At 60.0% G+C, this 22378-nt stretch carries 23 protein-coding genes and 1 pseudogene; 4 read left to right on the forward strand and 20 right to left on the reverse strand.

The window, feature by feature from the left end; all coding sequences use genetic code 11:
- Positions 1 to 75: 75 nt before the first annotated feature.
- Complete coding sequence (locus ACY8FN_RS18870; RefSeq protein WP_463100895.1) at positions 76 to 1044, reverse strand: calcium/sodium antiporter; 969 nt, start codon at positions 1042 to 1044, stop codon at positions 76 to 78.
- Positions 1045 to 1170: 126 nt separating this feature from the next.
- The gene (locus ACY8FN_RS18875; RefSeq protein ID WP_463100896.1) at positions 1171 to 1644 is read right to left on the reverse strand and encodes a redoxin family protein; all 474 of its coding nucleotides are present in this window, start codon (positions 1642 to 1644) and stop codon (positions 1171 to 1173) included.
- A 155-nt stretch (positions 1645 to 1799) separates the two neighbouring features.
- Here ACY8FN_RS18875 and ACY8FN_RS18880 point away from each other — a divergent pair, with 155 nt between their 5' ends.
- Positions 1800 to 2726, forward strand: coding sequence for a phenylacetate--CoA ligase family protein (locus ACY8FN_RS18880; protein WP_463100897.1), 927 nt, complete (start codon positions 1800 to 1802; stop codon positions 2724 to 2726).
- A 99-nt stretch (positions 2727 to 2825) separates the two neighbouring features.
- On the opposite strand, the gene yfcD is transcribed toward ACY8FN_RS18880, so the two are convergent.
- Positions 2826 to 3308, reverse strand: a complete 483-nt coding sequence (yfcD, locus tag ACY8FN_RS18885) for an NUDIX hydrolase YfcD (protein WP_240038562.1) — start codon at positions 3306 to 3308, stop codon at positions 2826 to 2828.
- A gap of 204 nt (positions 3309 to 3512) precedes the next feature.
- On the opposite strand from yfcD, the gene ACY8FN_RS18890 reads away from it, so the two are divergent.
- On the forward strand, positions 3513 to 3731 hold the full coding sequence (locus tag ACY8FN_RS18890; RefSeq protein WP_101323911.1) for a DUF1107 family protein: 219 nt from the start codon (positions 3513 to 3515) through the stop codon (positions 3729 to 3731).
- A gap of 52 nt (positions 3732 to 3783) precedes the next feature.
- On the opposite strand, the gene ACY8FN_RS18895 is transcribed toward ACY8FN_RS18890, so the two are convergent.
- The 13 genes and pseudogenes from ACY8FN_RS18895 to ACY8FN_RS18955 form a co-directional block, all read right to left on the reverse strand.
- The gene (locus ACY8FN_RS18895) at positions 3784 to 4098 is read right to left on the reverse strand and encodes a DUF2845 domain-containing protein (protein WP_101319159.1); all 315 of its coding nucleotides are present in this window, start codon (positions 4096 to 4098) and stop codon (positions 3784 to 3786) included.
- A gap of 189 nt (positions 4099 to 4287) precedes the next feature.
- Positions 4288 to 4899 carry an FKBP-type peptidyl-prolyl cis-trans isomerase gene (locus ACY8FN_RS18900; RefSeq protein ID WP_101319157.1) on the reverse strand — a complete coding sequence of 204 codons (612 nt, stop codon included), beginning with the start codon at positions 4897 to 4899 and terminating at the stop codon, positions 4288 to 4290.
- A 151-nt stretch (positions 4900 to 5050) separates the two neighbouring features.
- Positions 5051 to 5158, reverse strand: a pseudogene (locus ACY8FN_RS18905) (copper homeostasis protein CutC); the annotation flags it as partial.
- Positions 5159 to 5178: 20 nt separating this feature from the next.
- Positions 5179 to 5904: a copper homeostasis protein CutC gene (locus ACY8FN_RS18910; protein ID WP_463100898.1), complete on the reverse strand. Its 726-nt coding sequence runs from the start codon at positions 5902 to 5904 to the stop codon at positions 5179 to 5181.
- A gap of 41 nt (positions 5905 to 5945) precedes the next feature.
- Positions 5946 to 6848: an ROK family protein gene (locus ACY8FN_RS18915; RefSeq protein ID WP_463100899.1), complete on the reverse strand. Its 903-nt coding sequence runs from the start codon at positions 6846 to 6848 to the stop codon at positions 5946 to 5948.
- Between the two features lie 107 nt (positions 6849 to 6955).
- Positions 6956 to 7462 carry an N-acetyltransferase family protein gene (locus tag ACY8FN_RS18920; protein WP_463100900.1) on the reverse strand — a complete coding sequence of 169 codons (507 nt, stop codon included), beginning with the start codon at positions 7460 to 7462 and terminating at the stop codon, positions 6956 to 6958.
- On the reverse strand, positions 7450 to 8256 hold the full coding sequence (locus ACY8FN_RS18925) for a M48 family metallopeptidase (protein WP_068976776.1): 807 nt from the start codon (positions 8254 to 8256) through the stop codon (positions 7450 to 7452). The genes ACY8FN_RS18920 and ACY8FN_RS18925 overlap by 13 nt, the downstream gene beginning before the upstream one ends.
- 181 nt (positions 8257 to 8437) lie before the next feature.
- Positions 8438 to 9412: a PstS family phosphate ABC transporter substrate-binding protein gene (locus ACY8FN_RS18930; RefSeq protein ID WP_101319145.1), complete on the reverse strand. Its 975-nt coding sequence runs from the start codon at positions 9410 to 9412 to the stop codon at positions 8438 to 8440.
- A gap of 342 nt (positions 9413 to 9754) precedes the next feature.
- Positions 9755 to 11062, reverse strand: a complete 1308-nt coding sequence (gene phoR / locus ACY8FN_RS18935; protein ID WP_303845797.1) for a phosphate regulon sensor histidine kinase PhoR — start codon at positions 11060 to 11062, stop codon at positions 9755 to 9757.
- Positions 11063 to 11070: 8 nt separating this feature from the next.
- A complete protein-coding gene (gene phoB, locus ACY8FN_RS18940) occupies positions 11071 to 11760 on the reverse strand; it encodes a phosphate regulon transcriptional regulator PhoB (protein ID WP_042020121.1) in 690 nt (229 codons plus the stop codon).
- Positions 11761 to 11862: 102 nt separating this feature from the next.
- Positions 11863 to 12276, reverse strand: coding sequence for a VOC family protein (locus tag ACY8FN_RS18945; protein WP_463100901.1), 414 nt, complete (start codon positions 12274 to 12276; stop codon positions 11863 to 11865).
- A 48-nt stretch (positions 12277 to 12324) separates the two neighbouring features.
- Positions 12325 to 13605, reverse strand: a complete 1281-nt coding sequence (locus ACY8FN_RS18950) for a GGDEF domain-containing protein (protein ID WP_463100902.1) — start codon at positions 13603 to 13605, stop codon at positions 12325 to 12327.
- Positions 13606 to 13722: 117 nt separating this feature from the next.
- The gene (locus ACY8FN_RS18955; RefSeq protein WP_463100903.1) at positions 13723 to 14559 is read right to left on the reverse strand and encodes a helix-turn-helix transcriptional regulator; all 837 of its coding nucleotides are present in this window, start codon (positions 14557 to 14559) and stop codon (positions 13723 to 13725) included.
- Positions 14560 to 14791: 232 nt separating this feature from the next.
- Between ACY8FN_RS18955 and ACY8FN_RS18960 the strand changes: the two genes are divergently transcribed.
- Positions 14792 to 15691: a DMT family transporter gene (locus tag ACY8FN_RS18960; protein ID WP_463100904.1), complete on the forward strand. Its 900-nt coding sequence runs from the start codon at positions 14792 to 14794 to the stop codon at positions 15689 to 15691.
- Positions 15692 to 15753: 62 nt separating this feature from the next.
- Here the strand turns inward: ACY8FN_RS18960 and ACY8FN_RS18965 are convergent, their stop codons facing one another.
- Genes ACY8FN_RS18965 through ACY8FN_RS18980 form a run of 4 tightly spaced genes read right to left on the reverse strand, consistent with a single transcriptional unit; the run spans position 15754 to position 20928 of the window.
- The gene (locus ACY8FN_RS18965; protein ID WP_042020115.1) at positions 15754 to 16449 is read right to left on the reverse strand and encodes a response regulator; all 696 of its coding nucleotides are present in this window, start codon (positions 16447 to 16449) and stop codon (positions 15754 to 15756) included.
- Positions 16450 to 16452: 3 nt separating this feature from the next.
- Positions 16453 to 18021, reverse strand: a complete 1569-nt coding sequence (locus ACY8FN_RS18970) for an ATP-binding protein (protein WP_101319135.1) — start codon at positions 18019 to 18021, stop codon at positions 16453 to 16455.
- A gap of 17 nt (positions 18022 to 18038) precedes the next feature.
- A complete protein-coding gene (maeA, locus tag ACY8FN_RS18975) occupies positions 18039 to 19589 on the reverse strand; it encodes an oxaloacetate-decarboxylating malate dehydrogenase (RefSeq protein WP_463100905.1) in 1551 nt (516 codons plus the stop codon).
- Positions 19590 to 19611: 22 nt separating this feature from the next.
- On the reverse strand, positions 19612 to 20928 hold the full coding sequence (locus tag ACY8FN_RS18980) for a 2-hydroxycarboxylate transporter family protein (protein ID WP_101323899.1): 1317 nt from the start codon (positions 20926 to 20928) through the stop codon (positions 19612 to 19614).
- Between the two features lie 971 nt (positions 20929 to 21899).
- On the opposite strand from ACY8FN_RS18980, the gene ACY8FN_RS18985 reads away from it, so the two are divergent.
- The gene (locus tag ACY8FN_RS18985) at positions 21900 to 22364 is read left to right on the forward strand and encodes a MarR family transcriptional regulator (RefSeq protein WP_101319129.1); all 465 of its coding nucleotides are present in this window, start codon (positions 21900 to 21902) and stop codon (positions 22362 to 22364) included.
- Positions 22365 to 22378: the final 14 nt, after the last annotated feature.

Genomic DNA, 22378 nt, shown 5'->3' on the forward strand with positions numbered 1-22378 from the left:
CAACTAACCCGCTCACCGAGCAAAAACAAGAGGGGGAAGCTTGAGCTTCCCCCTCTCTCATTTCATCGGCACCGGTCAGATAAACTGACTGGTCAGCAGCCAGCCGGTATAGGCGACGAAGCAGCTCAGCAGCACGCCCCCCTCCAGCCGGTTGATGCGGCCTTGTCCCTTGCGGCCCAGACATATCACCAGCAGCAACAGGGTCAGCCCCATCATGACGGTCCAGTCACGAGTCAGCACCTCCGGTGCCACGTCGAGCGGGTGAATACCCGCCGCAATCCCCACTACCGCCAGGGTATTGAACAGGTTGGAACCGATCACGTTGCCCAGCGCCAGGTCGTGCTCGTTCTTGCGAATAGCGATCAGCGATGAGGCCAGCTCTGGCAGCGAGGTACCGATGGCAACGATAGTGAGACCAATCACCAGATCACTGATGCCAAATGCCTGAGCGATGGTCACCGCGCCCCATACCAGCAAACGGGAGGCGCCGATCAGCAGCACCAACCCGACAATGAGCCAGACAATGGCGCGCTTGAGGGACATCCCCTCGCTCTCGATATCCTCGGCGGTCTCCGCGTCCAGCGCATCCCCCTTGCCCCTCATGCCAGCCCAAATTGACCAGCCCATCAGACCAACAAACGCCACACCCAGAATGGCCGCATCCATCCGCCCCAGATGACCATCGAGCAGCAGGGCGCCGGAGAGCAGGGTAATGCCGAGCAGGATCGGGATCTCCTTGCGCACCACCTGAGAGGCGACCGCGATCGGGCTGATCAGGGCAGTCAGACCCAGGATCAGCGCGATATTGGTGATGTTGGAACCATAGGCATTACCGAGCGCCAACCCGGGATTACCCTGTGAGGCGGCCAGTGCCGAGACCACCATCTCGGGGGCCGAGGTGCCAAAACCGATGATCACCATGCCGATCAGCAGCGGCGGCATACCCGCATAACGGGCGGTCGCCGCAGCGCCATCCACAAACTTGTCAGCACTCCAGACCAGCAGCGCCAGTCCGGCAATCAGGGCAACAAAAGCCAGGGTCATAATCTCTCCATCCCATCGCCAGAAAATAGCAGAGCCAGACTCTTGGCCTGGCTCCTTTCACACATGTGGCCCAGTGTAACGGGCAGATCTCCCATTTCAAGGAAAAATCAAACCACGATTAACATTTCACAGCGCAGCCAGCAGGCTCGCGGCATCTGAGACCTCAAACTTGCCGGGCGCCTCCACAAACAGTTGCTCGACCACACCATCGTTGGCGATCAACGCAAAGCGCTGGGCACGGATGCCGCCAAAAGCGCCGGTATCCTTGGCCAGACCCAACGCCCGGGTCCAGCTGCCATCGCCGTCCGCCAACATGGTGATCGCCTCGGCATTCTGGGCCGCTTGCCAAGCCCGCATCACGAAGGCGTCGTTGACCGAGAGGCAACAAATAGCATCCACCCCTTTGGCCATCAACTGATTGGCCAGCACCACATAGCCGGGCAGATGGGCATTGGAGCAGGTCGGAGTAAAAGCGCCGGGTACCGCAAACAGCACCACTTTTTTAGCGGCAAATAGCGTGTGGCTATCCCGCAGCGGCTTGCCCTCGGCGGTGATAAAGGTAAATTCGCCCGCAGGCAGGGGTTGTCCTACAGCAATCATGGGTTCTCGTCCTGAGTCGTGGTGGAAAGTGGCCAGTTTATCTCAGCGTGATGACGCCGCCTAACCGGTACACGGAGCAGGGCCACGGATGGCGGCAGGCATTTTTCCCTTGGGCAGACTACTCTTGAGCAGGTTTCACGGCGCCAGGAGGCCCCATGCAACACTACTACGATGGTCTGGAAATTCGCCCCACCACCATGCGCGAACAGCAGCAACTGGACCAGCTCAATCATCAGCTTACCCATGTCAGTCAATACTGCGCCGGTTACTCCAGCGCCTATCGCCAGTGTCGCCTCGAGGATCTGGCAGAGCTGGCCACCCTGCCGCTGCTCGACAGCAAAGAGCTGTTTGCTGCCCAGCAGGCTCATCCCCCCTTTGCCGGTCTCACCGGCCGTCCGGCCAGTCAGGCGCTGCGGGTCTTCTCCTGTCCGGGCCAGCTGGCCATCCCCGAGTATGCCGGGGCAGACTGGTGGGGCGCCGCCCGGGCGTTGTTTGCCGCCGGTTTCAAGGCGGGGGAGGTGATGCTCAACGGCCACGACTATCACGCTGGCCCCACCGCCTTTATCTTCGATAACGGTGCCCGTCAGCTGGGGGCTCCCGTGGTGCCCTGCGGGCCACACGATACCCAGCGCCAGCTGGAAGCGCTGTTGCGCTATCAGCCCACCAGCTACGTCGGCCCGCTGGTGACCCTGCTCGACCTGCTGGAGGCGGCCGAAGCGGCGGAGATCCCGAGCGACTCGCTGCGCCGCGCCCTGCTGTGCGAGGCCACCCATCCTGAAACTGCGCCGCTGCGCGCCATTCACGGCATCGCGGCCCTCAACTGTCTGGTATGGCAGGATGTGGGGGTGGTGGCCTACGAGAGCCAACCCGGTCAGGGCTTTATCGTCAACGAGAGCTGCATCGTCGAGATAGTCGATCTGGCTAGCGGCGAACCGGTGAGCGGCGACGAAATCGGCCAACTGGTGGTGACAAGGCTCGATCTGGAGTACCCCCTGCTGCGGCTGGTCACCGACTGGCAAGGCCATTGGCTCGCCAAACCCAGCGGGTGCGGGCGCACCAACCGGTGCCTCAAGCTGGTGTAGCAACCCACAGCGATGCAGACATGCACAGATGCAAAAATGCAAACGGGCAGCCATCAGGCTGCCCGTCTTGTCTCTGGCGAGGAGACTATCTGAATCGTATCAGCGTCTCGCCTGCCAGCTGGCGATGGCGAGCAGGGAGTCTGGGGTAAATTCAGCGGCGCGCTCGGCAATCTCGGCCAGGCTCATCCAGTGCACCGCACTCACCTCTTCGGCCTGCAACTGCACCGGCCCCTGATAGCGGCAACTGAAAAGGCCGCCCCAAACCCGATAACCCTCCCCTTCGGCGTAGAAGCTGCCAAATCCCTGCAGGGGAACATCGGCAATCCCCAGCTCCTCGGCCAGCTCGCGCCGGGCGGAGAGCTCCATCTCCTCACCGGTAGTGACCACACCACCGGCGCAGGCATCCAGCATGCCGGGGCAGAAATCCTTGCTGAGGGTGCGTCGCTGCACCAGGATCCGATCCGCGTCGTCGAGCACCAGAATATAGCTGGCGCGATGGCAGAGATTCTCCCGCCGCACCTTGGCTCGCTCGGCCACGCCAATCACCCGGTTATTGCCGTCCACCACATCAACCCATTCCACGCGCAGACCCTTTTGTTCGTTCCATTCAAACCCGCAGTATATCGGTGCAGCCCGTTGTCATGGCACTACTTTTTCTGTCGGGGCAGCCCTTTTCTGGCTCCCGTCGCCAGAATGAGGATTCATGCAAATCTTTACAAACCGTCATCTCAGTGTCATCGACTGACACCATAGTGTGCCCTGTCCAAGCAATGAGGGAACCGTGTGATGAAGGTGTTCAAGCAGTTATCCCCGCGGCAGATCGCTCGCTACATCAAGAGCTTTCACCGAGGCTATTTTGCCATCGAGTCGCTGGGGACATTTGAATTCAGCGCCGGCAGGATCAGCATCCATGGCCTGACCTGCCGCCAGCGGTTAAGGCTGGCTCGCCAGATCAATCAGGCCGTCAGCCAACTTGGTCACAACGAGCCCTTGCTGGACATGTGAGTCAAAGGGTCTTGCCCTACTGTCTGTTGTGCATCCATGCTTTGCCCGCCGGCTAGTCGCCGCGCGGGCCGTTTTCGATGTCGGTAATGATGCCGTTGCGCACCGTGACGAAGCGCATGAACTCGTTCTTGCCGAAGTTGTAGGTCCAGCGTTCGCCATATCTGACCTGCACCATGTTGCCAAACTGGTTCTCCTCGTTGCGGTTGAGCTCTTCACGCAACATCGGCTCACCGCACTTGAGCAACATCTCGGCGGTAGTGTCACCCTCGGTGATCAGGGCGTTCTTGCAGCGCATGGCATCGGCACTGGCCGGAATACTCAACAGCAGCAGGGTGAGTGCCGCTACCTTCTTCATCTTCTTGCTCATCGGGTTCTCCTTATCCTGTCGAATGAGTCGCAGTATGCCTGTTCCCGTTGCTGAAAAAACCAGTCAATGGCGCAAAAGAGCTGCCAATTTCTGCTCTCCAGCCCGCTGGCCGCGACAAATGTTGTCTATCAAATCGCACCAAAAACAAACGGCGACCCGAAGGTCGCCGTTTGCATCAAACTAGCAGGATCACAGGATATCCAGCAGTTCGACTTCAAATACCAGTGCAGAGTAGGGCGGGATGGAACCGGCACCACGGGCACCGTAGGCCAGATCGTGGGGGATGTAGAGCTTCCACTTGGAACCAACCGGCATCATCTGCAGTGCTTCAACCCAGCCAGCGATAACGCCAGTTACCGGGAATTCAGCTGGCTGGCCACGGGCGACTGAGCTGTCGAATACGCCACCGTGGGTGAAGGTACCGTGGTAATGCACACGCACGGACTGACCGGCTACCGGAACGGCACCGTTGCCTTCAACCATCACTTCGTACTGCAGACCGGAGTCGGTCACGTTCACTTCGGCGCGCTTGGCGTTGTCAGCCAGGAAAACTTCGCCATCGGCAGCTGCGGCCTTGGCAACGGCTTCCTGCTCTTCCTGCATGCGTGCAGTGATCACCTGGAAGGCATCATTGACATCGTCACGGCTAACCGCGAACTCCAGACCATTCAGGGCATCTGCCAGACCTTGTTGCAGGGCCGGGATATCCAGACCGGCGAACGCTTGCTGCGCCAGTTGCTCACCCATGTTGCGGCCGATGCCATAGCTGGCCTTCTGTTCGATAGAGTCGTATTGGGACATTGAGATGTTGCTCCAGATCCATGTAGTAAAGAGGCGGGATAATATCAGACTTTTGGCCGGGGTGCTGCCGGCGGCGCCCCTGATTTCCCCGTCAGTGGGAGGAACTTCACACAAGAAGAGCAGGATCGCCGCCTATCGGCGGCGATCCTGCTTAACTGCGGTCCAGCAAGGCTCTTACCGCTGCGACCTTGGCGCCATCGGTAATATTGACCCGACCATCGTCAGAAGTGCCCATATTGACGCCGTATGGAGAGACACCATGCCACCGCGCGGCCCGTATCAGGCCTTGTCCAACAAAGCACATACTGCCGCCACCTTGGCACCATCGGTGATATTGACCCGACCGTCATCCGAGGTGCCCATATTCACACCATGGGGCACCATGCCACCACGCCAGCCCATGCCGGACATATGCACTTCGCTCACCCCGGTGAACTCGATGATGGTGCGCACGTTGTCGGCATTGACCCCGGCCCCCGGCATCAGGCTGGCGCGCCCCGCCAGCGCCTGCTGCATCGCCTGCAGGGTTTCCAGCCCCGCCAGCGCGGTTGGCGCATGGCCCGAGCTCAGAATGCGCTCGCAACCGGCAGAGACTATGGTCTCCAGATCGAGGCGCCAGTCGGAGGAGAGATCGATAGCACGATGGAAGGTGACCCCCAAGGGGCCTGCTGCATCCACCAGCTGTTTGAGTTTGGCGGCCGGTACCCGCCCCTCCTCATCCAGCAGACCGACCACCACCCCTTGCAGGCCGGCAGCGCGCGCCGCCGCGATATCCAGCAGCATCATCTCGAACTCGCCGTCGCTGAAGCAAAAATCCCCGGCGCGGGGGCGGATCATGGCGTACACCGGCACGCTGGCGTGGCGGGCTGCCAGCTGCATAAAGCCATAAGAGGGGGTCAGGCCACCCAGACCCAGTGCAGAGCAGAGCTCGATGCGATCCGCCCCGGATTGCTGGGCGGTGAACAGGGATTCCAGGTTGTCGATACAGATTTCAAGACGGGTCATGAGGACTCCTTTTTCGGGGAGATCAGACCCCACATCTGATCTCATAGATTGAGCAAGGCTGCGCCGCGCACACCACCGGCGCCGCCAAAGCGGGCCTGGCGGATTTCGGGCAGGGCAACACCGGGCAGCAAATGGCCCGGCAGGCGCAGCGGCAACTGTTCATAGAGGGCGGGCAGGCCGCTCAGGCCACCCCCCAACACCACCACCTCGGGATCAATCACCGAGATAGCGGTGGCAAGCCCGGCGGCCATGATCTCTAGCCAGCAATCGACGGTCGCGACCGCATGGGGCTCATGGGCCTCGAAACGCCCCACAATCTGGTGACCCGTGGCACGCTGGCCATGAAAATGGTGATAGAGACGCTCCAGACCGGTGCCGGAAGCATAGGTTTCAAAACAGACCAGACGGCCGCAGCCGCAACGGGGACGGGGCAAGTCGGGATACTTCATCAGCATGGTGGCGGGCAAGGGGTAGTGGCCAATCTCGCCAGCCAGCCAGTTGCGGCCCTGGATCAGCGTGCCTGCCAGATAGACGGCGCCGCCGATCCCGGTGCCGATGGTGACACCGAGCGCACTGCCTGCACCGTCGGCAGCGCCCTGATGCACTTCGGACCAGAGGAAGCAGTTGGCATCGTTCTCAACCTTGACCGGTCGCTCTAGCAGCTCCGCCAAGTCGGCGCCGAGATGACGACCATTGATGGAGGGCAAATTGGCCGCCACTATGCTGTGGTCATGACTGTTGATGATGCCTGGAAAACCGATGCCAACCGAGCCTCTGGCGCCGAAGCGGGTATCTGCCTGCTCGACCCGAGAGTGGATCAGCTGCTGCAACCCTTCGTAATCGTTGCCCGGGGTGCTCATGCGCTCTTCATGGCAGAGGTTCAACCCGCCGTCATACACCGCAAAGGCAATCTTGGTTCCACCGATATCAAAGCCGTAATACATGCCAGCACTCCCTTGTCAGCCCGTGTTTATCCCGATCTGTTCTGGGGTGACATTGTATTAATTCGCAAAAAAAATAAAGTGACCGGGGGCGAAAAACAGGAGAGTGCTCAGAGCAAACGGCTCATTTGTCGCTGCAGACAAGCGTGCCCGAGGCTTGTCAGGGTGCGCTCCTCACCGTCAAAGACGAAACCGCGGCGCAGGTAGAACCCCTCGCCAATGTGGTTACCGTCGAGCAGCCATAACTTGACGCTATGGCAACCGGCGCGGCGCATCTGCATCGCCACCGTCTGCCACAGCCGCTTGCCGTAGCCTTGCCGCCAGTGATCAGGGTGAAGGTAAAATGCGCGGATCAGGGCACGGGTCTGCCCCGCTTCCTGCAGCGGTTGCCAATAGAGCAGGCCAACCACCACCTCATCGAGACAGAGCAGCATGGGCCTTGGGCCCGACTCTGCCAGACGGCTCTGCCAGATCTGCAGATGAGCGGTGACATCGAGCTGCTCCAGCATGTCAGCGCCGAGCACCTGACCATAAGCCGCGAGCCAGCTGGCTCGCTGCATCACCGTCATGGCGGCGGCATCTTCACTGCGCGCCATGCGCAAGCTTATGCCTTGCATTGGGGTACCAGACCGTTAGCTCGAGCCTGCTCATAGAGCGGCTGCACTTGCGCCTGTTGTGCCTGCAGTTCCGCGATACGGTTCTCGTTGCTGGGGTGGGTAGAAAGCAACTGTGGCGGCGCGTTGCCACCGGCAGCAGCACTCATGTTCTGCCACAGGGGAACCGCTTGTGCAGGGTTAAAACCAGCACGGGCCATCAGCTCCAGCCCCAAACGGTCGGCTTCGCTCTCTTGAGTGCGGCCATAGGGCAGCATCACCCCCACCTCGACCCCAAGGCCAAGAGCGGCCATGGTGGCGCCGCGATACTCGCTGGTGCCCATGGCGATGTCAGCTGCCGCCAAGCCAATACCTGCCAGCTGGCTGCGAGATAGCCGCTCGTTGGAGTGCTGGGCCAATACGTGGGTCAGCTCGTGGCCAATAACAGTGGCGAGTTGATCCTGATTCTTGGCCACCTTGAGCAAGCCACTGTAGACCCCGATCTTGCCACCGGGCAGGGCGAAGGCGTTGACCTGCTTGGAGTCAAACACCACCACTTCCCAGCTGGTGATACCGTAGCTGGCAGGCACCTGGGCGGTCACCGCCTTGGCGACACAAGAGACATAACCGTTGAGTTTGGCATCCTTGCTCACCTTCTCCTGCTTCTTCATCTGCTCGAAGGAGTCAGCGCCCAGCTGGCTCATCTGCTGGGGGGAGTAGAGCAACATCTGGCTGCGGCCGGTGGGTGACTGGGCGCAGGCAACCAGCAAGGAGCTGCAGAGGGCAACCAGGCCAAACTTGGTGAGAGACGCAATCATGAGGGGATCCTTTGCCGTGACGTTGTCCTATTCTCGGAAATGCCGCCCTGCGACGCAAGAGAACCCGCCCCCGTCCGGTGTAAAAACCGCCAGCTCACGCTATTAACAAAAATGATAATCGCCAAAAACAAAACGAGCCCGCTAGGGGCTCGCTTTATCACAACATGCAGGCAACTGACGCTTAGATGATGCCCAGCTTTTTCAGGTCAGCCTGCACCACTTTGGCTGGCACCGGTACATAGCCATCTTTGGCGACTATGGTCTGACCCGCCTTGGAGAGGATCATTTTGACAAACTCTTGCTCCATCGGGGCAAGCGGCTTGTTCGGATGCTTGTTCACATAAACGTACAGGAAACGGGAGAGCGGATACTTGCCGGTGATGGCGTTGTCAGAGGTCGCGTCAATGAAGGTTTTGCCATCTTTGGAGAGCGGGACTGCACGCACGCCGGAGGTGACATAACCGATACCTGAGTAGCCGATGCCGTTCAGGGAAGCAGAAACAGACTGCACCACGGAGGCAGAACCCGGCTGCTCGTTCACGCCACTCTTGAAGTCGCCGTTACACAGGGCGTGCTCCTTGAAGTAACCGTAGGTGCCGGATACCGAGTTGCGACCGAACAGTTGCAGATCCTTGGAAGACCAGTTGCCATCCAGACCCAGATCAGACCACTTGGTGGCTGCCTTGGCTTCGCCGCACTTGAGAGTGCTGGAGAAGACAGCGTCAACCTGCTGCATGGTCAGCCCTTTGATGGGGTTGTCCTTGTTGACGAACACCGCCAGCGCATCGACCGCGACGCGGATAGCGGTCGGCTTGTAGCCGTAACGCTTCTCGAAAGCTTCCTCTTCACCGGCCTTCATGGCACGGCTCATCGGGCCAAACTGGGCAACACCTTCAGTCAGGGCAGTCGGCGCAGTAGAAGAGCCGGCGGCCTGGATCTGCACGTTAACGTTGGGGTAAACACGCTTAAATTCTTCGGCCCAAAAGGTCATCATGTTGGCCAGGGTGTCCGATCCGACAGAGGATAGGTTGCCCGAAATACCGCTGGTTGGAGTGTAATCCGGCAGATCTTTATCCACACCGGCAGCCAGAGCGCTGACAGAAAACAGGGTTGCTGCGGTGAATCCGATTACACCAGCCAGTTTGTTGAGTTTCATCCAATCTCTCCAAAGTTACAGAAGGCGACTGCCTTGAGTTTCATTCTGTCCCCTCTATCAAAAATGACAGAAGGTTATTGCCAATACATGGCGCCGATTAACACTGTCTTGTGATGGTCAACCCGACTGAGTCAGTCAATCAGATCGTTGCGTTTCATTCAGGCTCCTCTGGCCAACATGGCAGAAGGTCTGCTCTTAAGACGGCGCCAGTATCTGACCTGGCAGTGACAAATTTATGGATTTAATGTGACACTTTAATGACATAGCGACAGATTCGAACAAATGAAAAGAGGGCCACATTCAGTGGCCCTCTTGTTGAAGCTAACCCATTGCCATAAAAGACTATTTGATCACCACCATGCGACCCGGAATGAGAAAGCTGAAGCGACTGCCAAGGCCGACCCGGCTCTCGATATCGAGCTGACAGTCATGATGGCTGAGGGCGTGCTTGACGATGGCAAGACCGAGCCCGGAGCCACCGGTGTGGCGGGAACGGGCCTTGTCGACCCGATAAAAACGCTCGGTCAGCCGCGCCAGATGCTCGGGGGCGATTCCCTCCCCCTCATCGCTCACGGCAAACAGCGCCATCGCCCCCTGCTTGCGCCACTCCACCGTGATCTTGCGCCCCGCCGGGGTGTAGTGAATGGCGTTGTAGACCAGGTTGGAGACGGCGCTGCGCATCTGCTCCTGATCCCCGCGCACCAGCAGGTCAGGCTGTACCATAAATTCGATCTGGTGGGTCCGATCCCCCGACAGCGCCCGCGCCTCCTGCTCCAGCAGCCCCAGCATGGCGGGCATGTCCACCAGATGGGAGAGATCCACGGTGGGCGCGGCCTCGATGCGCGACAACATCAGCAGCTGATTGACCAGATTATCCATCCGGATGGTCTGCTCCATCATCACCCGGTGTGCCTTGGCCCACATGGCGGGCGAGAGCGGTTCCTCGGCCATCTCCGCCGTCATTTCCAAATACCCCTTGAGCACGGTAAGCGGCGTGCGCAACTCGTGGGAGACGTTGGAGACAAAGTGTTTGCGAGTCTTCTCGAGGCTGCGCAAGCGAGTGACATCCCGCACCACCAGCATCGCCTGATCCGAGGCGTAGGGCATGATCCGAAACTCGAGAAACTTCTCCTCGTTAATCGGGGAGTGCATCTCCAGCGGCTCGTCATACGCCCCCTTGCCCAGATAGGCGTTAAAGGCCGGATTGCGAATGAGGTTGCCGATATGTTGACCAGAATCCTCCGGCCAGCGAAAACCGAGCAGCTGCTCCGCCAACCGGTTGCACCAGAGGATGCTGCCGTCGGTGCGAAACACCACGGCGGCATCGGGCAAGGCCTCGGCCCCCTCCCGAAAGCGGCGGATCAACCCCGCCAGCTCGCGGCGTCGGGCGCGGTGACGCTGCTGCAACTTGTAAATACCGTTGAAGATGTACTCCCAGCTGCCACTGCCGCTGGGGGGCACCAGGCTGCGATCGTGCCACAGCCAGTCAGATAGCCGCTTCTGGAAACGGTAGTGCCAGCCCAGATGCAGCACAGCGGCTACCAGCAAGCAGAGCGGAAGGTGATCAATCAACCAACCAACCAATGCGAACGGCGTATAGAAGAACACCACCCGCCACAACTGTCGCCGCCAGGCGTAAGGTTGCAACATAACTGCCCCTAGAGACGGGTTGAGAAGCGGTATCCGGCTCCACGCACCGTCTGGATCAATCTGTCGTGCCCTGTCTCTTCGATCGCCTTGCGCAGGCGACGAATATGCACATCCACGGTTCTGTCCTCGACGTACACATTGGTACCCCAGACATTATTGAGCAGCTGTTCACGGCTGTAGACCCGCTCGGGGTGGGTCATGAAGAAGTGCAACAGCTTGAATTCGGTCGGCCCCATGTCGAGCGCCTTCTCTTCGGCACTGACCCGGTGGGAGACAGGATCCAGCTTCAGCCCCTGCACCTCGATCACCTCGTCCACCGAAGTGGGCGACACGCGGCGCATCACCGCATGGAGGCGAGCGGTCAGCTCCTTGGGAGAGAACGGCTTGGTGATGTAGTCGTCGGCACCGGCCTCCAGACCACGTACCTTGTCCTCCTCTTCACCACGGGCGGTGAGCATCACCACCGGGATCTGGCGAGTCACCTCATCCTGCTTGAGCTGCTTGATAAACTGGATGCCGCTGCCGCCCGGCATCATCCAGTCCAGCACGATGAGTTCGGGGTAGGGTTCGCACACCTTCGCCAGTCCATCAGCGTAATCTTCCGCTTCAATCGTCTCATATCCCTTCTGCTCCAGCACAAAGCAGAGCATTTCGCGGATCGGTGCTTCGTCCTCGACCACCAGAATTCGCTTAGCCATATCCCTTCTCTCTCCTGTGTGAAGATGGGTGCGCCAATTATTAGAACTTTCTGTGACACTTTTATGACTTTATGACAGGCGGGATGATAAAGGTTTTCAGATTCAGTTGGCAGCAGTGAGTTGCAGCAGGTCCCAGCGGTTGCCACTGATATCCTCGAACACCACCACCATGCCGTAGGGCTCGTCGCGGGGTTGTTCACAAAAATGAACACCGTACGCCTGCATCCGCTGGTAATCCCCCCAGAAGTCATCGGTCTCGAGAAACAGGAAGACCCGGCCGCCGCCCTGCTGGCCGATGGCGGCCTGCTGCTGCGGGTTGGCAGCGCGAGCCAGCAGCAGTGCAGAGCCGGGGGCGCCTTTGGGGGCAACCCGCACCCAGCGCTTGCCCGGTTTGCCCGGCTCATCAAGGCGGGTATCTTCCAGTAGCTCAAAGCCGAGCCCTTCGGTAAAAAAGCCGATGGCCTGGTCGTAGTCGGCCACCAGCAGGGTCAGCGCCCCGATCGATTGTTTTGTCATCTTGCTCTCTCGCATTCATTGATTTTTCGGCGGTTGGCGGCACTGCGGTCAGTTCACTTCCACCCGGTTGCGGCCCCGCTTTTTGGCCTGATAGAGCGCCTCATCGGCGCGCTTGAGTAACAGCTCCAGCGGATCCCCTGCACGCTCGGCCACCCCGAACGAAGCGGTGACCCGCAAGCCTGAAGGCCAATGGGGATAGGCGGCCAGCACGACCCGCAGCCGCTCGGCCAAGCTGGCGGCTCGCAGTCTATCGTAATGGAAGCAGACCAGCACGAACTCCTCCCCACCCCAGCGCACCAGATGGCAGAGTGCATCACAGTGACGCAGGATCTCGCTCACCAGATGCTTGAGCACCTCATCCCCCACCGGGTGGCCATGGGTGTCGTTGATCTGCTTGAAGTGATCCACATCGAGATAGATAAAGGAGCAGGCCAGCTCGTCTATCTCGGCTAACAAACGTTCACCACCCAACCGGTTGAGCGCGCCGGTCAGCGGATCATAACAGGCCGCCTCACGGGATCTGCGGCTCTCTTCGCTCAGGGTGAGGTTAAGGGCCTCCATCTCCAGTCGGGCCTGATGTTCATGCTGCAAGCGCCGGGTCATCGAGAGGTGATGGATGACAAAGACCGCACAGCCATAGAGAAACCAGACCAGCAGGATCAGCCGGTAAAAGAGGGTGGCATCAAGCCAGGGGCCATGAAACTGCAGCTCTTCGACCACTACCCCGTGCTTGCCAGGTAGCATATCTGAACCCGCGACCACCTCGATGGCATAGACCCGATTCAGATTCGCCCCCTGCTGATGCAGTGGCACATTGTAACGCTTGATCCACCAGGTCGCCGGGGTAAAGACATCCAGCGGAACCTCATGGGTCTTACCGTAATCCGCCTGACGGAAGATGATCTCGTTGAATTTGGGTGCCAACGGATCACCGGGAGGATTGTACTCCGGGCTATAGTTGCGCAGGTAAAAACGCCAATCCTGCTCACCCTTCCCGGTAAACCCCAGACGCACCCGCAGCGTGCCAAACCGGGCAAGATTGATCCCCTGCGCCGGGGAGGTCAGTGTGAGGATAAGGCCGCAGCCAGGATAGCTTTCCTGGCGGGCAGACAAGAGACATTCCACCCCGGGATGGCCAGCCGCAGACGGCGCATAACGGGCCGACCCCGGCGCAGCGTCCGCGTCCTGCTGCACTGTGATCGAGAGTGGCCACGCCTTGATATCCAGTACCCGCTCCGGACCAAACTCGAACAGCAAGATACAACAGCCGGTCAGCATCAGCAGAGACCAGAACAATGAATCGGTAAAACGGGAACTGAACCTGGCCATGCTGACCCCATCACACCTTTATGGATGCATCCCTTCATTATTGACCCGCAATGAGCTGTGCCAGCCATCATGAAGGAACCTGAAAGAACCATTAACCTCAATCAAATATTAATAGCATCAATATGTTAGCATCCCATCTGCGGGTTTACCCACCACTACCTGTGGATGGCGCCCGGCAGACTGTAGGCGATAACGTTGCGGCGAGCACCCCAGCGCCCGGTTGAACATGGCAATAAAGGCCGAGGTAGAGCTGTAACCGAGCCGCCAGCTGATCTCCTGAATCGGCATGTCTCCCTTGAGCCAGGCCAGCGCCTTGAGCAGTCGCAAGCGCACCCGCCACTGGCCAAAACTCATCCCCAGCTCCCGCAGGCAGCGCCGCGCCAAGGTGCGCTCGGTGGTATGCAACTGCCCGGCCCACTGCGCTAAGGTGCGGGGATCGGCAGGATCGCCGTGCAGCACCGCCAGCATGGGCGCCAGCAGCTTGTCCTGACTCATCGGCAGGTAGCTCTCCTGACAGCGGGTGCGCGCCAGCCGCTCCACCAGTAACTCGGCCTGATGCTGATCCCAGGCATCCCCCATATGGCCTATCTGGCGTTCACAAAAATCGGCCAGCAGGGCGCGGATAAGGGGGGTGAGCAGCAGCAATCTTGGCTCTGGCGGCAACTTGGCCGCCAGCTGGTGGCTGACATAGATGGAGGTGTAGTCGAGGGCCTGCTCGTTGTAGGAGGTGTGCTCCAGATCCGCCGGCACCCAGATCAGGTAGTCGGCCGGCGCCACCAGCCGCTGCTCCCCCAGCACTATCTCCATGATCCCCAAGCTGATCATGTTGAGCTGGCCCCAGGGGTGGGAGTGCAGCACGGTCGCGCTGTCAGCCAACATCTGCTGGTAACTGAAATAAAGCGGATTGGGCTCAGGCAGATCGACATTTGCCGGATTAAAGTGGTGGGTTGCCATCAGTGTTCCTTACCAGCGAGAGGGATAGAGAGCGCGATACAAATCCCTCTTGGCACAGGCTCTGGCACAGATAACAGGCAGCAATAAGCTGCGGGCAAAACCAATGCTGTTGGGCCGAACTAGGGTGCATCAGAAAGAGTTGTCTTTTCTGCTGGGTCATCTGTCTGTTTTACGCTACTTGATAATATAAAGACAAGGGTAGACTTGGCTCCCTGTTTATAAGGAGCCTCTGATGCGAATCTTTTCCCCCCTTCTCTTTCCGCTGACGGCCGTGCTGATCTGGGCTACCAATACCGTGGTTTCCAAGGCCGCCGCCAGCGTGCTCGATCCCGCCGCCATCTCCTTTTACCGCTGGGTGATCGCCGCGCTGGTACTGACCCCCTTCTGTTTGCCCCAACTGTGGCGCCGCCGCAGCGAAATCCGCCCCTGGTTTGGCAAACTGCTGGTGCTGGCGGCGCTCGGCATGGTGTTGTTCCAGTGTCTGGCCTATTACGCCGCCCACAGCACCTCGGCTACCAATATGGGGGTGATCGGCTCGCTGGTGCCGCTGCTCACCCTGTTACTGAGTGCCCTCTTCTTCGGTCAACGCCCCGGCAAGCAAGCCCTGCTGGGCATGGTCATCTCCCTGTTCGGCGTGCTCTGGCTGCTCGGTCAGGGGCAACCGCTGGCACTGCTGCACAACGGCATCAACCCGGGGGATGGCATGATGCTGCTCGGTGCTGCCAGCTATGCCCTCTACGGCCTGCTGATCCGCCGCTGGCAACTGCCGTTCGGCCCCTGGCTTAACCTCTATATGCAGATCCTGCTGGCGGTGTTACTGCTGGTGCCGGTGGCCCTCAGCGCCGACTCGCTGGTTGTACCGGCCCAAGGGTGGGGACTGGTGCTGTTTGCCGGGCTCGCGTCGTCCCTGCTGGCGGCTTATTGTTGGATGCGCGGCCTCGCTTGTATGGGGGCTGAGCGGACTTCGGTCTTTATGAACCTGTTGCCACTCTGTACTGCACTGATCGCCGTCATCAGTCTGGGGGAGCCAATCCATGGCTACCATCTGCTGGGTGGCGGGCTCATTTTGGGCGGAGTGATGATCTCTCAGCTGAAAAAACGCGCCCCTCAACCGGTGCGGCATGCCGCCTGATCGGCAAACCGCTGAAAACAACAAGGGAGCCACTGGCTCCCTTGTTGTTTCTATATGGCGACTCAACCCGCCCGACGCCAGCGATAGCGCCGCTCCGGCCGCCCCCGCTGACCGTAGTTGAGATCCACATCGACCCGGTCTTCCGACTCCAGATACTCCAGATAACGGCGCGCCGTGGTGCGACTGAGGGACAGTCGCAGCGCCACCGTGTCGGTGGAGAAGACGTTGTCCGGCTCACCGGCCAGCAGATCCAGCACCTGCCGCAGGGTGATGCTGTCGATCCCCTTGGGGGTGATACGCACCTCCTTGGGCTGGGAGCGGCCACCTTTGCCCAACAGCTTGTCGAGATCTTCCTGCTCCAGCCGTCCCCGTTCACCCAGCTTGCGGTGCAGTTGCAGGATCTCGTCCAGACTCTGCTGGATGCGAAACAGCCGCAGCGGCTTGATGACGTAGTCATGAACCCCCAGATTGAGGGCCTGCTGGATGGTCTCTACATCCCGCGAGGCGGTCACCATGATGACGTAGGCTTCGCGGTTGTGGCTGCGCAGACGGCTCACCCACTCAAGGCCGGAGCCGTCGGGCAAAGAGACATCCACCAGCAGCAGTTGGGGCACCGCACCGGCCATCATGGCATCGGCCTGGGCCAAGGTACCGGCCCGGCCCAGCAGCGCGAAGCCTGACGTAGCCGCCACCAACTCTGCCAAGATGGCACCGATCCGATCGTCATCTTCAATAACAAGCGTGATTATTGGGTCCATGGCTCACATTAATTGGTTTTTATTCAAGTAGATACCAAACAGGGTGGTCTGCTCGGCGGTTCGTCGCCATTCTATCACACCCTCACGTCGCCCCACGGTCTCCTTGACCAGGAACAGGCCAACCCCGTGATCACCGCTCTGGCGGCTCACCCCGTAATCAAACAGATGATCAGCCAGCTCCTCGTCAACCCCCTCGCCGCTGTCCTCCACCTCGATCACTAGCCGTCGCCCCACATCGCAGAGGGACAACAACACCCGGGGCGGCCGCTGTTGCCGATTACGCCAGGCCGCCTGCAAGCCGTTATCCAGCAGGTTGCCAATGAGCGTGATGAGATCGGCCGAGACCGAGGCCGGATACTCCGCCAGCGCCGAATCGGGATCGAGTTCCAGGGTCACCCCCAGCTCGCGGGCCCGGCTGAACTTGCCAAGAATAAGCCCTGCCACCGGCTTGTTGTCGATCAGCCGCAGCAACTCCTGCAGCATGGTCTGGCACGCTTCGTTCTCCTGCTGGATCAGCTCTACCGCCTGATCTACGTGACCCAGCTGCAACAAGCCGGAGAGGCTGCTCAGCTTGTTGGCAAACTCGTGGCTCTGCATCCGCAGCATCTCGGCATACTGACGCAAGTGGGTCACCTGCACCCCCAGACTGGCGGCCACCTCCGGACGGCTGAAGATCAACAGCCGACCCGGTACCTTGCCCTGCACCGCCTGCCAGCGACCAACGAAGGATTCCCCCTGAATGGTGAAACTCACCTCCCCGGCTTCCTGATCCAGACAGGGGGCGAGCGGCGGCACCAGCTCCGCCAGCGACTGCCCCTGCAGAGCGTGACGCCCGGTGGCCGGCAGCCGTAACTGATAGCTGGCGGTACTGTTGATCATGTTGATGTTGCCGCGACTATCGAGGGCAATCACCCCTTCGGTGATGTGCTCCAGTACCAGATCCTGCAGGGTGAAGCGGCGCACAATGGTCTCTGGCTCCAGATCGAGCAGGGTCTTGCGCAGCAGGTATTGCACCCAGAGCGCCAGCAACAGGCCACACCCCAGCACCGCTACTATGGCGCTGATGAGCAGGGCCACCCGCTCCATGTAGATGCCCTCTACCTGCTGCATCAAATAGCCGACCACCACAGCCCCCATGGTGCGGCCATCCGCCCCCAGCACCGGCGAGAAGCAGCGGATCGCCAGCCCCATGGTGCCCCGAGCCTTGGAGCAATAACTGCTCCGCTCATGCAGTGCAGGCCAGATATCCTCACCACGGAATTTCAGCCCCACCAACTCGGCATTGGGATGGCTGAGACGACGACCATGTTCGTCGGTCACCACCATATAGGTGGCGTCGGTGCGGCTACTTACGCCCTCTATATAATCCCGCAGAGTAGGATCACCGCCCTCGCGCAAGGCGGCTACCACCCGGCTGTCGGCCGCCATGATCCGGGCCAGATCGCTCCCCTTCTCCTGCAGGTTGCTCTCCAGCAGATGGCGGATAAAGAGGGCCAGCAGGCTGCCCAAAATGAGGATCAGCAGCAGGGAGAGCCCGAGCGAAAGGGCGACCAGCTGATGGCGAAGTTTCATGCAAGAACCTTAAAACGTCAGGATGCAACCCAATAGTGCGGATGCCACCAGGTCTGGTCAATCAAAGGTGCCGGATCGCCACTAAAATCGGCCAATCCCTCCTCACGGGCAACCAGCGCCACCGCGCTGGCGACCGCCCGGGCCACCTCCCCGACCTGTTCGATGGGGGGCAGCAGTCGGCCCGCCAGCAACGGATAGGCGCCGACCGCCCGCACTGCGGCCAGCAACATGCCATCGCTGATGCGGCGCGCCTTGACCGCGCAGGCCCCCAGACCAATGCCCGGGAAGACATAGACGTTGTTGCACTGGGAGACCACCCGTCGCTCACCTACCACCGTCACCGGCGCAAAGGGGCTGCCGGTGGCGAGCAGGGCGCGGCCTGCGGTGGCTTCCCACACCTGCTCGGGTGTTGCCTCGGCGCTGCGGGTCGGGTTGGAGAGCGGCAGGATCACCGGCTGCTCGCACACCTCCCCCATCCCCTGCAACACCTCGCGGGTAAAGAGGCCGCCCTGGCCACTCACTCCGATCAGCACCGCCGGACGCACCTGCAGGATGGTCTCCAGCAGCGAGCTGTTGGCCTCGTGCACGGCACGGGCAAAGGGCTGCTGGGCGCGGGTCAGGTTGGGACGATCGCCACAAACCACCCCATCCTGATCAAACAGCCAGACCCCATCACTACTGCCCGCCAGTTGGGCCAGCATGGCGGCGATGCCGCAACCGGCAGAGCCTGCGCCCACAATCAACACAGGGGCATCACTCAACGAGGTGCCCGCCTGCTGCAAGCCGGCCAGCACGCAGGCAGAAGCCACCGCCGCCGTGCCCTGAATGTCGTCGTTGAACATGCAGAGCTCGTCCCGATAGCGGGTCAGCAGGTTGGCGGCGTGCTTGCCGGCGAAATCTTCAAACTGCAGCACCACCTGCGGCCAGCGCTTGCGAATGGCGGCCACCACCTGGTCCATGAAGTGGTAATAGCTCTCGCCGTCGATCCGCTGGGATTGCCAGCCAAGGTAGGAGTCATCCTCCAGCAGCTCGGGGTTGTTGGTGCCCACATCGACACAGAGCGGCAGGGTGCGCGCCGGGTTGATGCCGCCCGCAGCGGAGTAAAGCGCCAGCTTGCCGATGCAGATCCCCATGCCGCCGATACCGAGATCGCCGAGCCCCAACACCCGCTCGCCATCGGAGATGACGATCACGTCCACCTCCTGCTCCACCGACTCGAGGATGTCGTCGAGATCGTCCCGATCATGCCAGGAGAGATAAAGGCCGTGACTGCGCAGATAGAGGTCACTGTGACGCTGGCACGCCTCCCCCACCACCGGGGTGTAGATGATCGGCAGCAGTTCCGGCAGGTGGTGGCGCACCAGATCGTAGAACAGCACCGGGTTGTCCTCCTGTAGCTGGCGCAGCAGCAGGTGCTGATCGAACGGGCTCTGCATGGCGCTGACCAAGCGGTAGATCCGGCGCCGCTGCTGGGAGAGGGACTCCTCTTTGTGGGGCATGCGACCGCGCACACCTTGGCGCTTGCGTTCTGCATAAGGCAGGCTGGTGCCCATCATGATGTCGTTCATGTCTGTTTCCTGTATCCGGGGATCACGCGAGAAGAGAGATAAGGGCGGTGGCTAAAATCAGCATCACGGCACCGCCAAGACGAGAGGAGATCTGGGCAAACGGCATCAGCTTCATCCGCTGGGCCGCCGAGAGCACCGCCACATCACCGGTGCCGCCCATGTTGGCCATGCAGAGTCCGCCGGTAATGGCCGCCTCGATGGGATAGAAACCGATTATCCGGCCCACCAGCGCCGCACCGAGGGCGCCACCAATTACGGTGACCATGACCAGCACGAAGTAGCTGATGGAGAAGGCGCTAATCAGCTCAGGAATACTGGTGTAGGCGACACCGATCCCCACCAGCAGGGAGGGGGTAAGGTTGCTCACCACGAACTGATACCAGTCGGCCGCCGCCTGCTCATAACGGCGCGGCAGCACGCCGCTCACCTTGATAAAGGCAACTGCCAGGATCATCAGGGCGAAGGGGTGCATGGGGATAAAGTTGCCGAGCAGGGAGCCCAACACGAACATGCTGGAGCTGATAAAGAGCCCCATCCCCAGACTCTGCAGGGTCGGTGCTTCCACCTGCTCGTCAGCAAGGCTCTCGCCATTATCCTTGATCATCAGCTTGCCGTTGCCGGTCAGGGAGGGGTAACGGCGACCGAGCCGTGCCAGCAGGGAGCCCACCAGAATCGCCAGGGTATTGGCGATCACCACCGCTGGCACCATCCGTGACAACAGATCGGCGCTGGACATCTGCATCGGGCCGGAGAGGATTTCGACCAGTGGCACCGCCCCCGCCCCCATGCCACCGCCCATGATCGGCAGGCCAATCAGCAGCACGGCATTCTTGAAGCCATAACCCATCAGGGAGCCGACCAAGCCGACACTCAGCAAGGCCAATGTCACGCCGCCGAGGATCACCGGCAGATAGCGCATGGCGGCATTTTTCAGCAGAGCACTGCTCATGCCAAAAACCGAGCCGGTCACCAGACTGGCGATAAAGAAGTTGAGAAAGCCCCCCTCCTTCATGAAGTTGGTGATGACCTGCCCCGCCTGCACCGGCAGCAGCTGATATTCAAACAGGGCGGCGCCGCCAAAGATGGCGAGAATGGTGCCGCCCCCCAGATATTCGCGGATCGGCATGATTCGCTCACCCAGCTCAGTCAGCAGGGTGCCCAGCACGAACATCAGTGCCAGCGCACCAACCATGCCAAGGGGCAAGGAGCCATTCCAGCCGGAAAATAGAACGCAGGTCGCCAGCCCGAGAAATATAAAGAGCGGCATACCGGCAATTTGTTGGCCGCCCAGCAGGGCGGCCTTTTCTTGTGTGGTTTGTAGGGTCGAGAGGTTTTTCATTGTTATGTGCTCTGCGTGTGATTGTGGCCGCTACTTTATTGATCCCCCGTCCCGCTGTCGGTTAGCCAGACTGCAAAGCCATATAAAAACATTAAAAACTTAAACATCATGGTGCCACCCCAGCTCGTAATCCAATACCCTGCAAGTCACGGCAGCGATACCCGGCAAAGGGCTTGGGGGATAAATCGAGCGACTTGAATGACCGTTGTTTTATTGCAAAGGACTAATAGCGCCAGAATGAACGGGTTATGTTGACGCAATAACAGAGCCAGATGAAAAGCCTCGCGCCCATACCCTCCTATCACCCATCATGAGTGCCATTCAGCAGGTTTAACCATAAGAGCGAAGTGACGGTAACCGCAGGCTACACTGGATTTTTAAGGCAAAGAGGGGGCATTGCGGCGGGAGATGAGAACAAATGGAGATAATTAAAATAACGATGAGTCAAGCCAGCGAACACCACAGCACTGGCTTGAACTCACAAGGATCACACACGATCAGCTCTATTCTGCCAATAACACAGAAATATTGGCGGGGTCAAAATCATGACTGATATCGGTACTTCTGACAGCGCCCTCCCGATTCACCCCATGATGTGACTCTGCACCATATTCCCCATCACTCAACAGCGTTTCAATTGCCAGATACACACATCCACTGTCATATCCATCCACAACCGGTTTCCCCTTATTTTATAACCCAATCAATATTAGCGGATAAAAAAAGCGCTGCTCGCTGAAGCTGAAAATTTCATGAAAATATCCGCCGGATATCCTCCATTCACGGCGCCATCTCCGGCGCGATAAAAGAGCCACAAGCGGATCAGTGCCGCAAATAATATCAGGGGCTCGAATGCTGCTTACTCGTACCAACGAAAGATCCGACCAAAAATATGATCCGAATCACACTATTTACTTAGCCTGCTAAACAAGTAGAATGCTTAGCAGGCTAAGTACATTGAGGATGAGAAGATGACGGATCTGGAAAGGTTGCGCGAGCTGTCGCTCGCCGAGCAGATAGCGCGGATGCACCGGCTATGGCGTACTGCCGCCGATCTGGAGCTGGCCCCCCTTGGCCTCACCCATCCCCGCTGGACCGCGCTGTGGAAGCTCTCCCGCATGGGAAACCATGTCAGCCAGAAGACCCTGGCCGAGGCCCTCGAGATAGAGCTCCCCTCCCTGATGCGCACTCTGGGCCAGCTGGAAGAGCAGGGGCTGATCGAACGTCACTGCTGCAGTCAGGACAAGCGGGCCCGCATCGTCTGCGTGACCCCGGCTGGCCAGACCCTGCTCGATCAGATCGCCGACCGCATCATGAATATCCGCCGGGAGCTGCTGGGGGGCATCGACGAACAGACCCTGCAACTGTTTGAAGCCACGGTGCAGCGGATCTCGGCCAACGCCCTCAGCAAAATTGAACAGCACCACGACCGATAGGCCGGAGGCGATAC

The organism is Aeromonas sp. 160P (assembly GCF_055193095.1).

Coding starts and splice junctions, on each gene's coding strand:
- ACY8FN_RS18870 (WP_463100895.1), bottom strand. CDS start 1,044: ATGACCCTGGCTTTTGTTGCCCTGATTGCCGGACTGGCGCTGCTGGTC.
- ACY8FN_RS18875 (WP_463100896.1), bottom strand. CDS start 1,644: ATGATTGCTGTAGGACAACCCCTGCCTGCGGGCGAATTTACCTTTATC.
- ACY8FN_RS18880 (WP_463100897.1), top strand. CDS start 1,800: ATGCAACACTACTACGATGGTCTGGAAATTCGCCCCACCACCATGCGC.
- ACY8FN_RS18890 (WP_101323911.1), top strand. CDS start 3,513: ATGAAGGTGTTCAAGCAGTTATCCCCGCGGCAGATCGCTCGCTACATC.
- ACY8FN_RS18895 (WP_101319159.1), bottom strand. CDS start 4,098: ATGAGCAAGAAGATGAAGAAGGTAGCGGCACTCACCCTGCTGCTGTTG.
- ACY8FN_RS18900 (WP_101319157.1), bottom strand. CDS start 4,899: ATGTCCCAATACGACTCTATCGAACAGAAGGCCAGCTATGGCATCGGC.
- ACY8FN_RS18910 (WP_463100898.1), bottom strand. CDS start 5,904: ATGACCCGTCTTGAAATCTGTATCGACAACCTGGAATCCCTGTTCACC.
- ACY8FN_RS18915 (WP_463100899.1), bottom strand. CDS start 6,848: ATGTATTACGGCTTTGATATCGGTGGAACCAAGATTGCCTTTGCGGTG.
- ACY8FN_RS18920 (WP_463100900.1), bottom strand. CDS start 7,462: ATGCAAGGCATAAGCTTGCGCATGGCGCGCAGTGAAGATGCCGCCGCC.
- ACY8FN_RS18925 (WP_068976776.1), bottom strand. CDS start 8,256: ATGATTGCGTCTCTCACCAAGTTTGGCCTGGTTGCCCTCTGCAGCTCC.
- ACY8FN_RS18930 (WP_101319145.1), bottom strand. CDS start 9,412: ATGAAACTCAACAAACTGGCTGGTGTAATCGGATTCACCGCAGCAACC.
- phoR (WP_303845797.1), bottom strand. CDS start 11,062: ATGTTGCAACCTTACGCCTGGCGGCGACAGTTGTGGCGGGTGGTGTTC.
- phoB (WP_042020121.1), bottom strand. CDS start 11,760: ATGGCTAAGCGAATTCTGGTGGTCGAGGACGAAGCACCGATCCGCGAA.
- ACY8FN_RS18945 (WP_463100901.1), bottom strand. CDS start 12,276: ATGACAAAACAATCGATCGGGGCGCTGACCCTGCTGGTGGCCGACTAC.
- ACY8FN_RS18950 (WP_463100902.1), bottom strand. CDS start 13,605: ATGGCCAGGTTCAGTTCCCGTTTTACCGATTCATTGTTCTGGTCTCTG.
- ACY8FN_RS18955 (WP_463100903.1), bottom strand. CDS start 14,559: ATGGCAACCCACCACTTTAATCCGGCAAATGTCGATCTGCCTGAGCCC.
- ACY8FN_RS18960 (WP_463100904.1), top strand. CDS start 14,792: ATGCGAATCTTTTCCCCCCTTCTCTTTCCGCTGACGGCCGTGCTGATC.
- ACY8FN_RS18965 (WP_042020115.1), bottom strand. CDS start 16,449: ATGGACCCAATAATCACGCTTGTTATTGAAGATGACGATCGGATCGGT.
- ACY8FN_RS18970 (WP_101319135.1), bottom strand. CDS start 18,021: ATGAAACTTCGCCATCAGCTGGTCGCCCTTTCGCTCGGGCTCTCCCTG.
- maeA (WP_463100905.1), bottom strand. CDS start 19,589: ATGAACGACATCATGATGGGCACCAGCCTGCCTTATGCAGAACGCAAG.
- ACY8FN_RS18980 (WP_101323899.1), bottom strand. CDS start 20,928: ATGAAAAACCTCTCGACCCTACAAACCACACAAGAAAAGGCCGCCCTG.
- ACY8FN_RS18985 (WP_101319129.1), top strand. CDS start 21,900: ATGACGGATCTGGAAAGGTTGCGCGAGCTGTCGCTCGCCGAGCAGATA.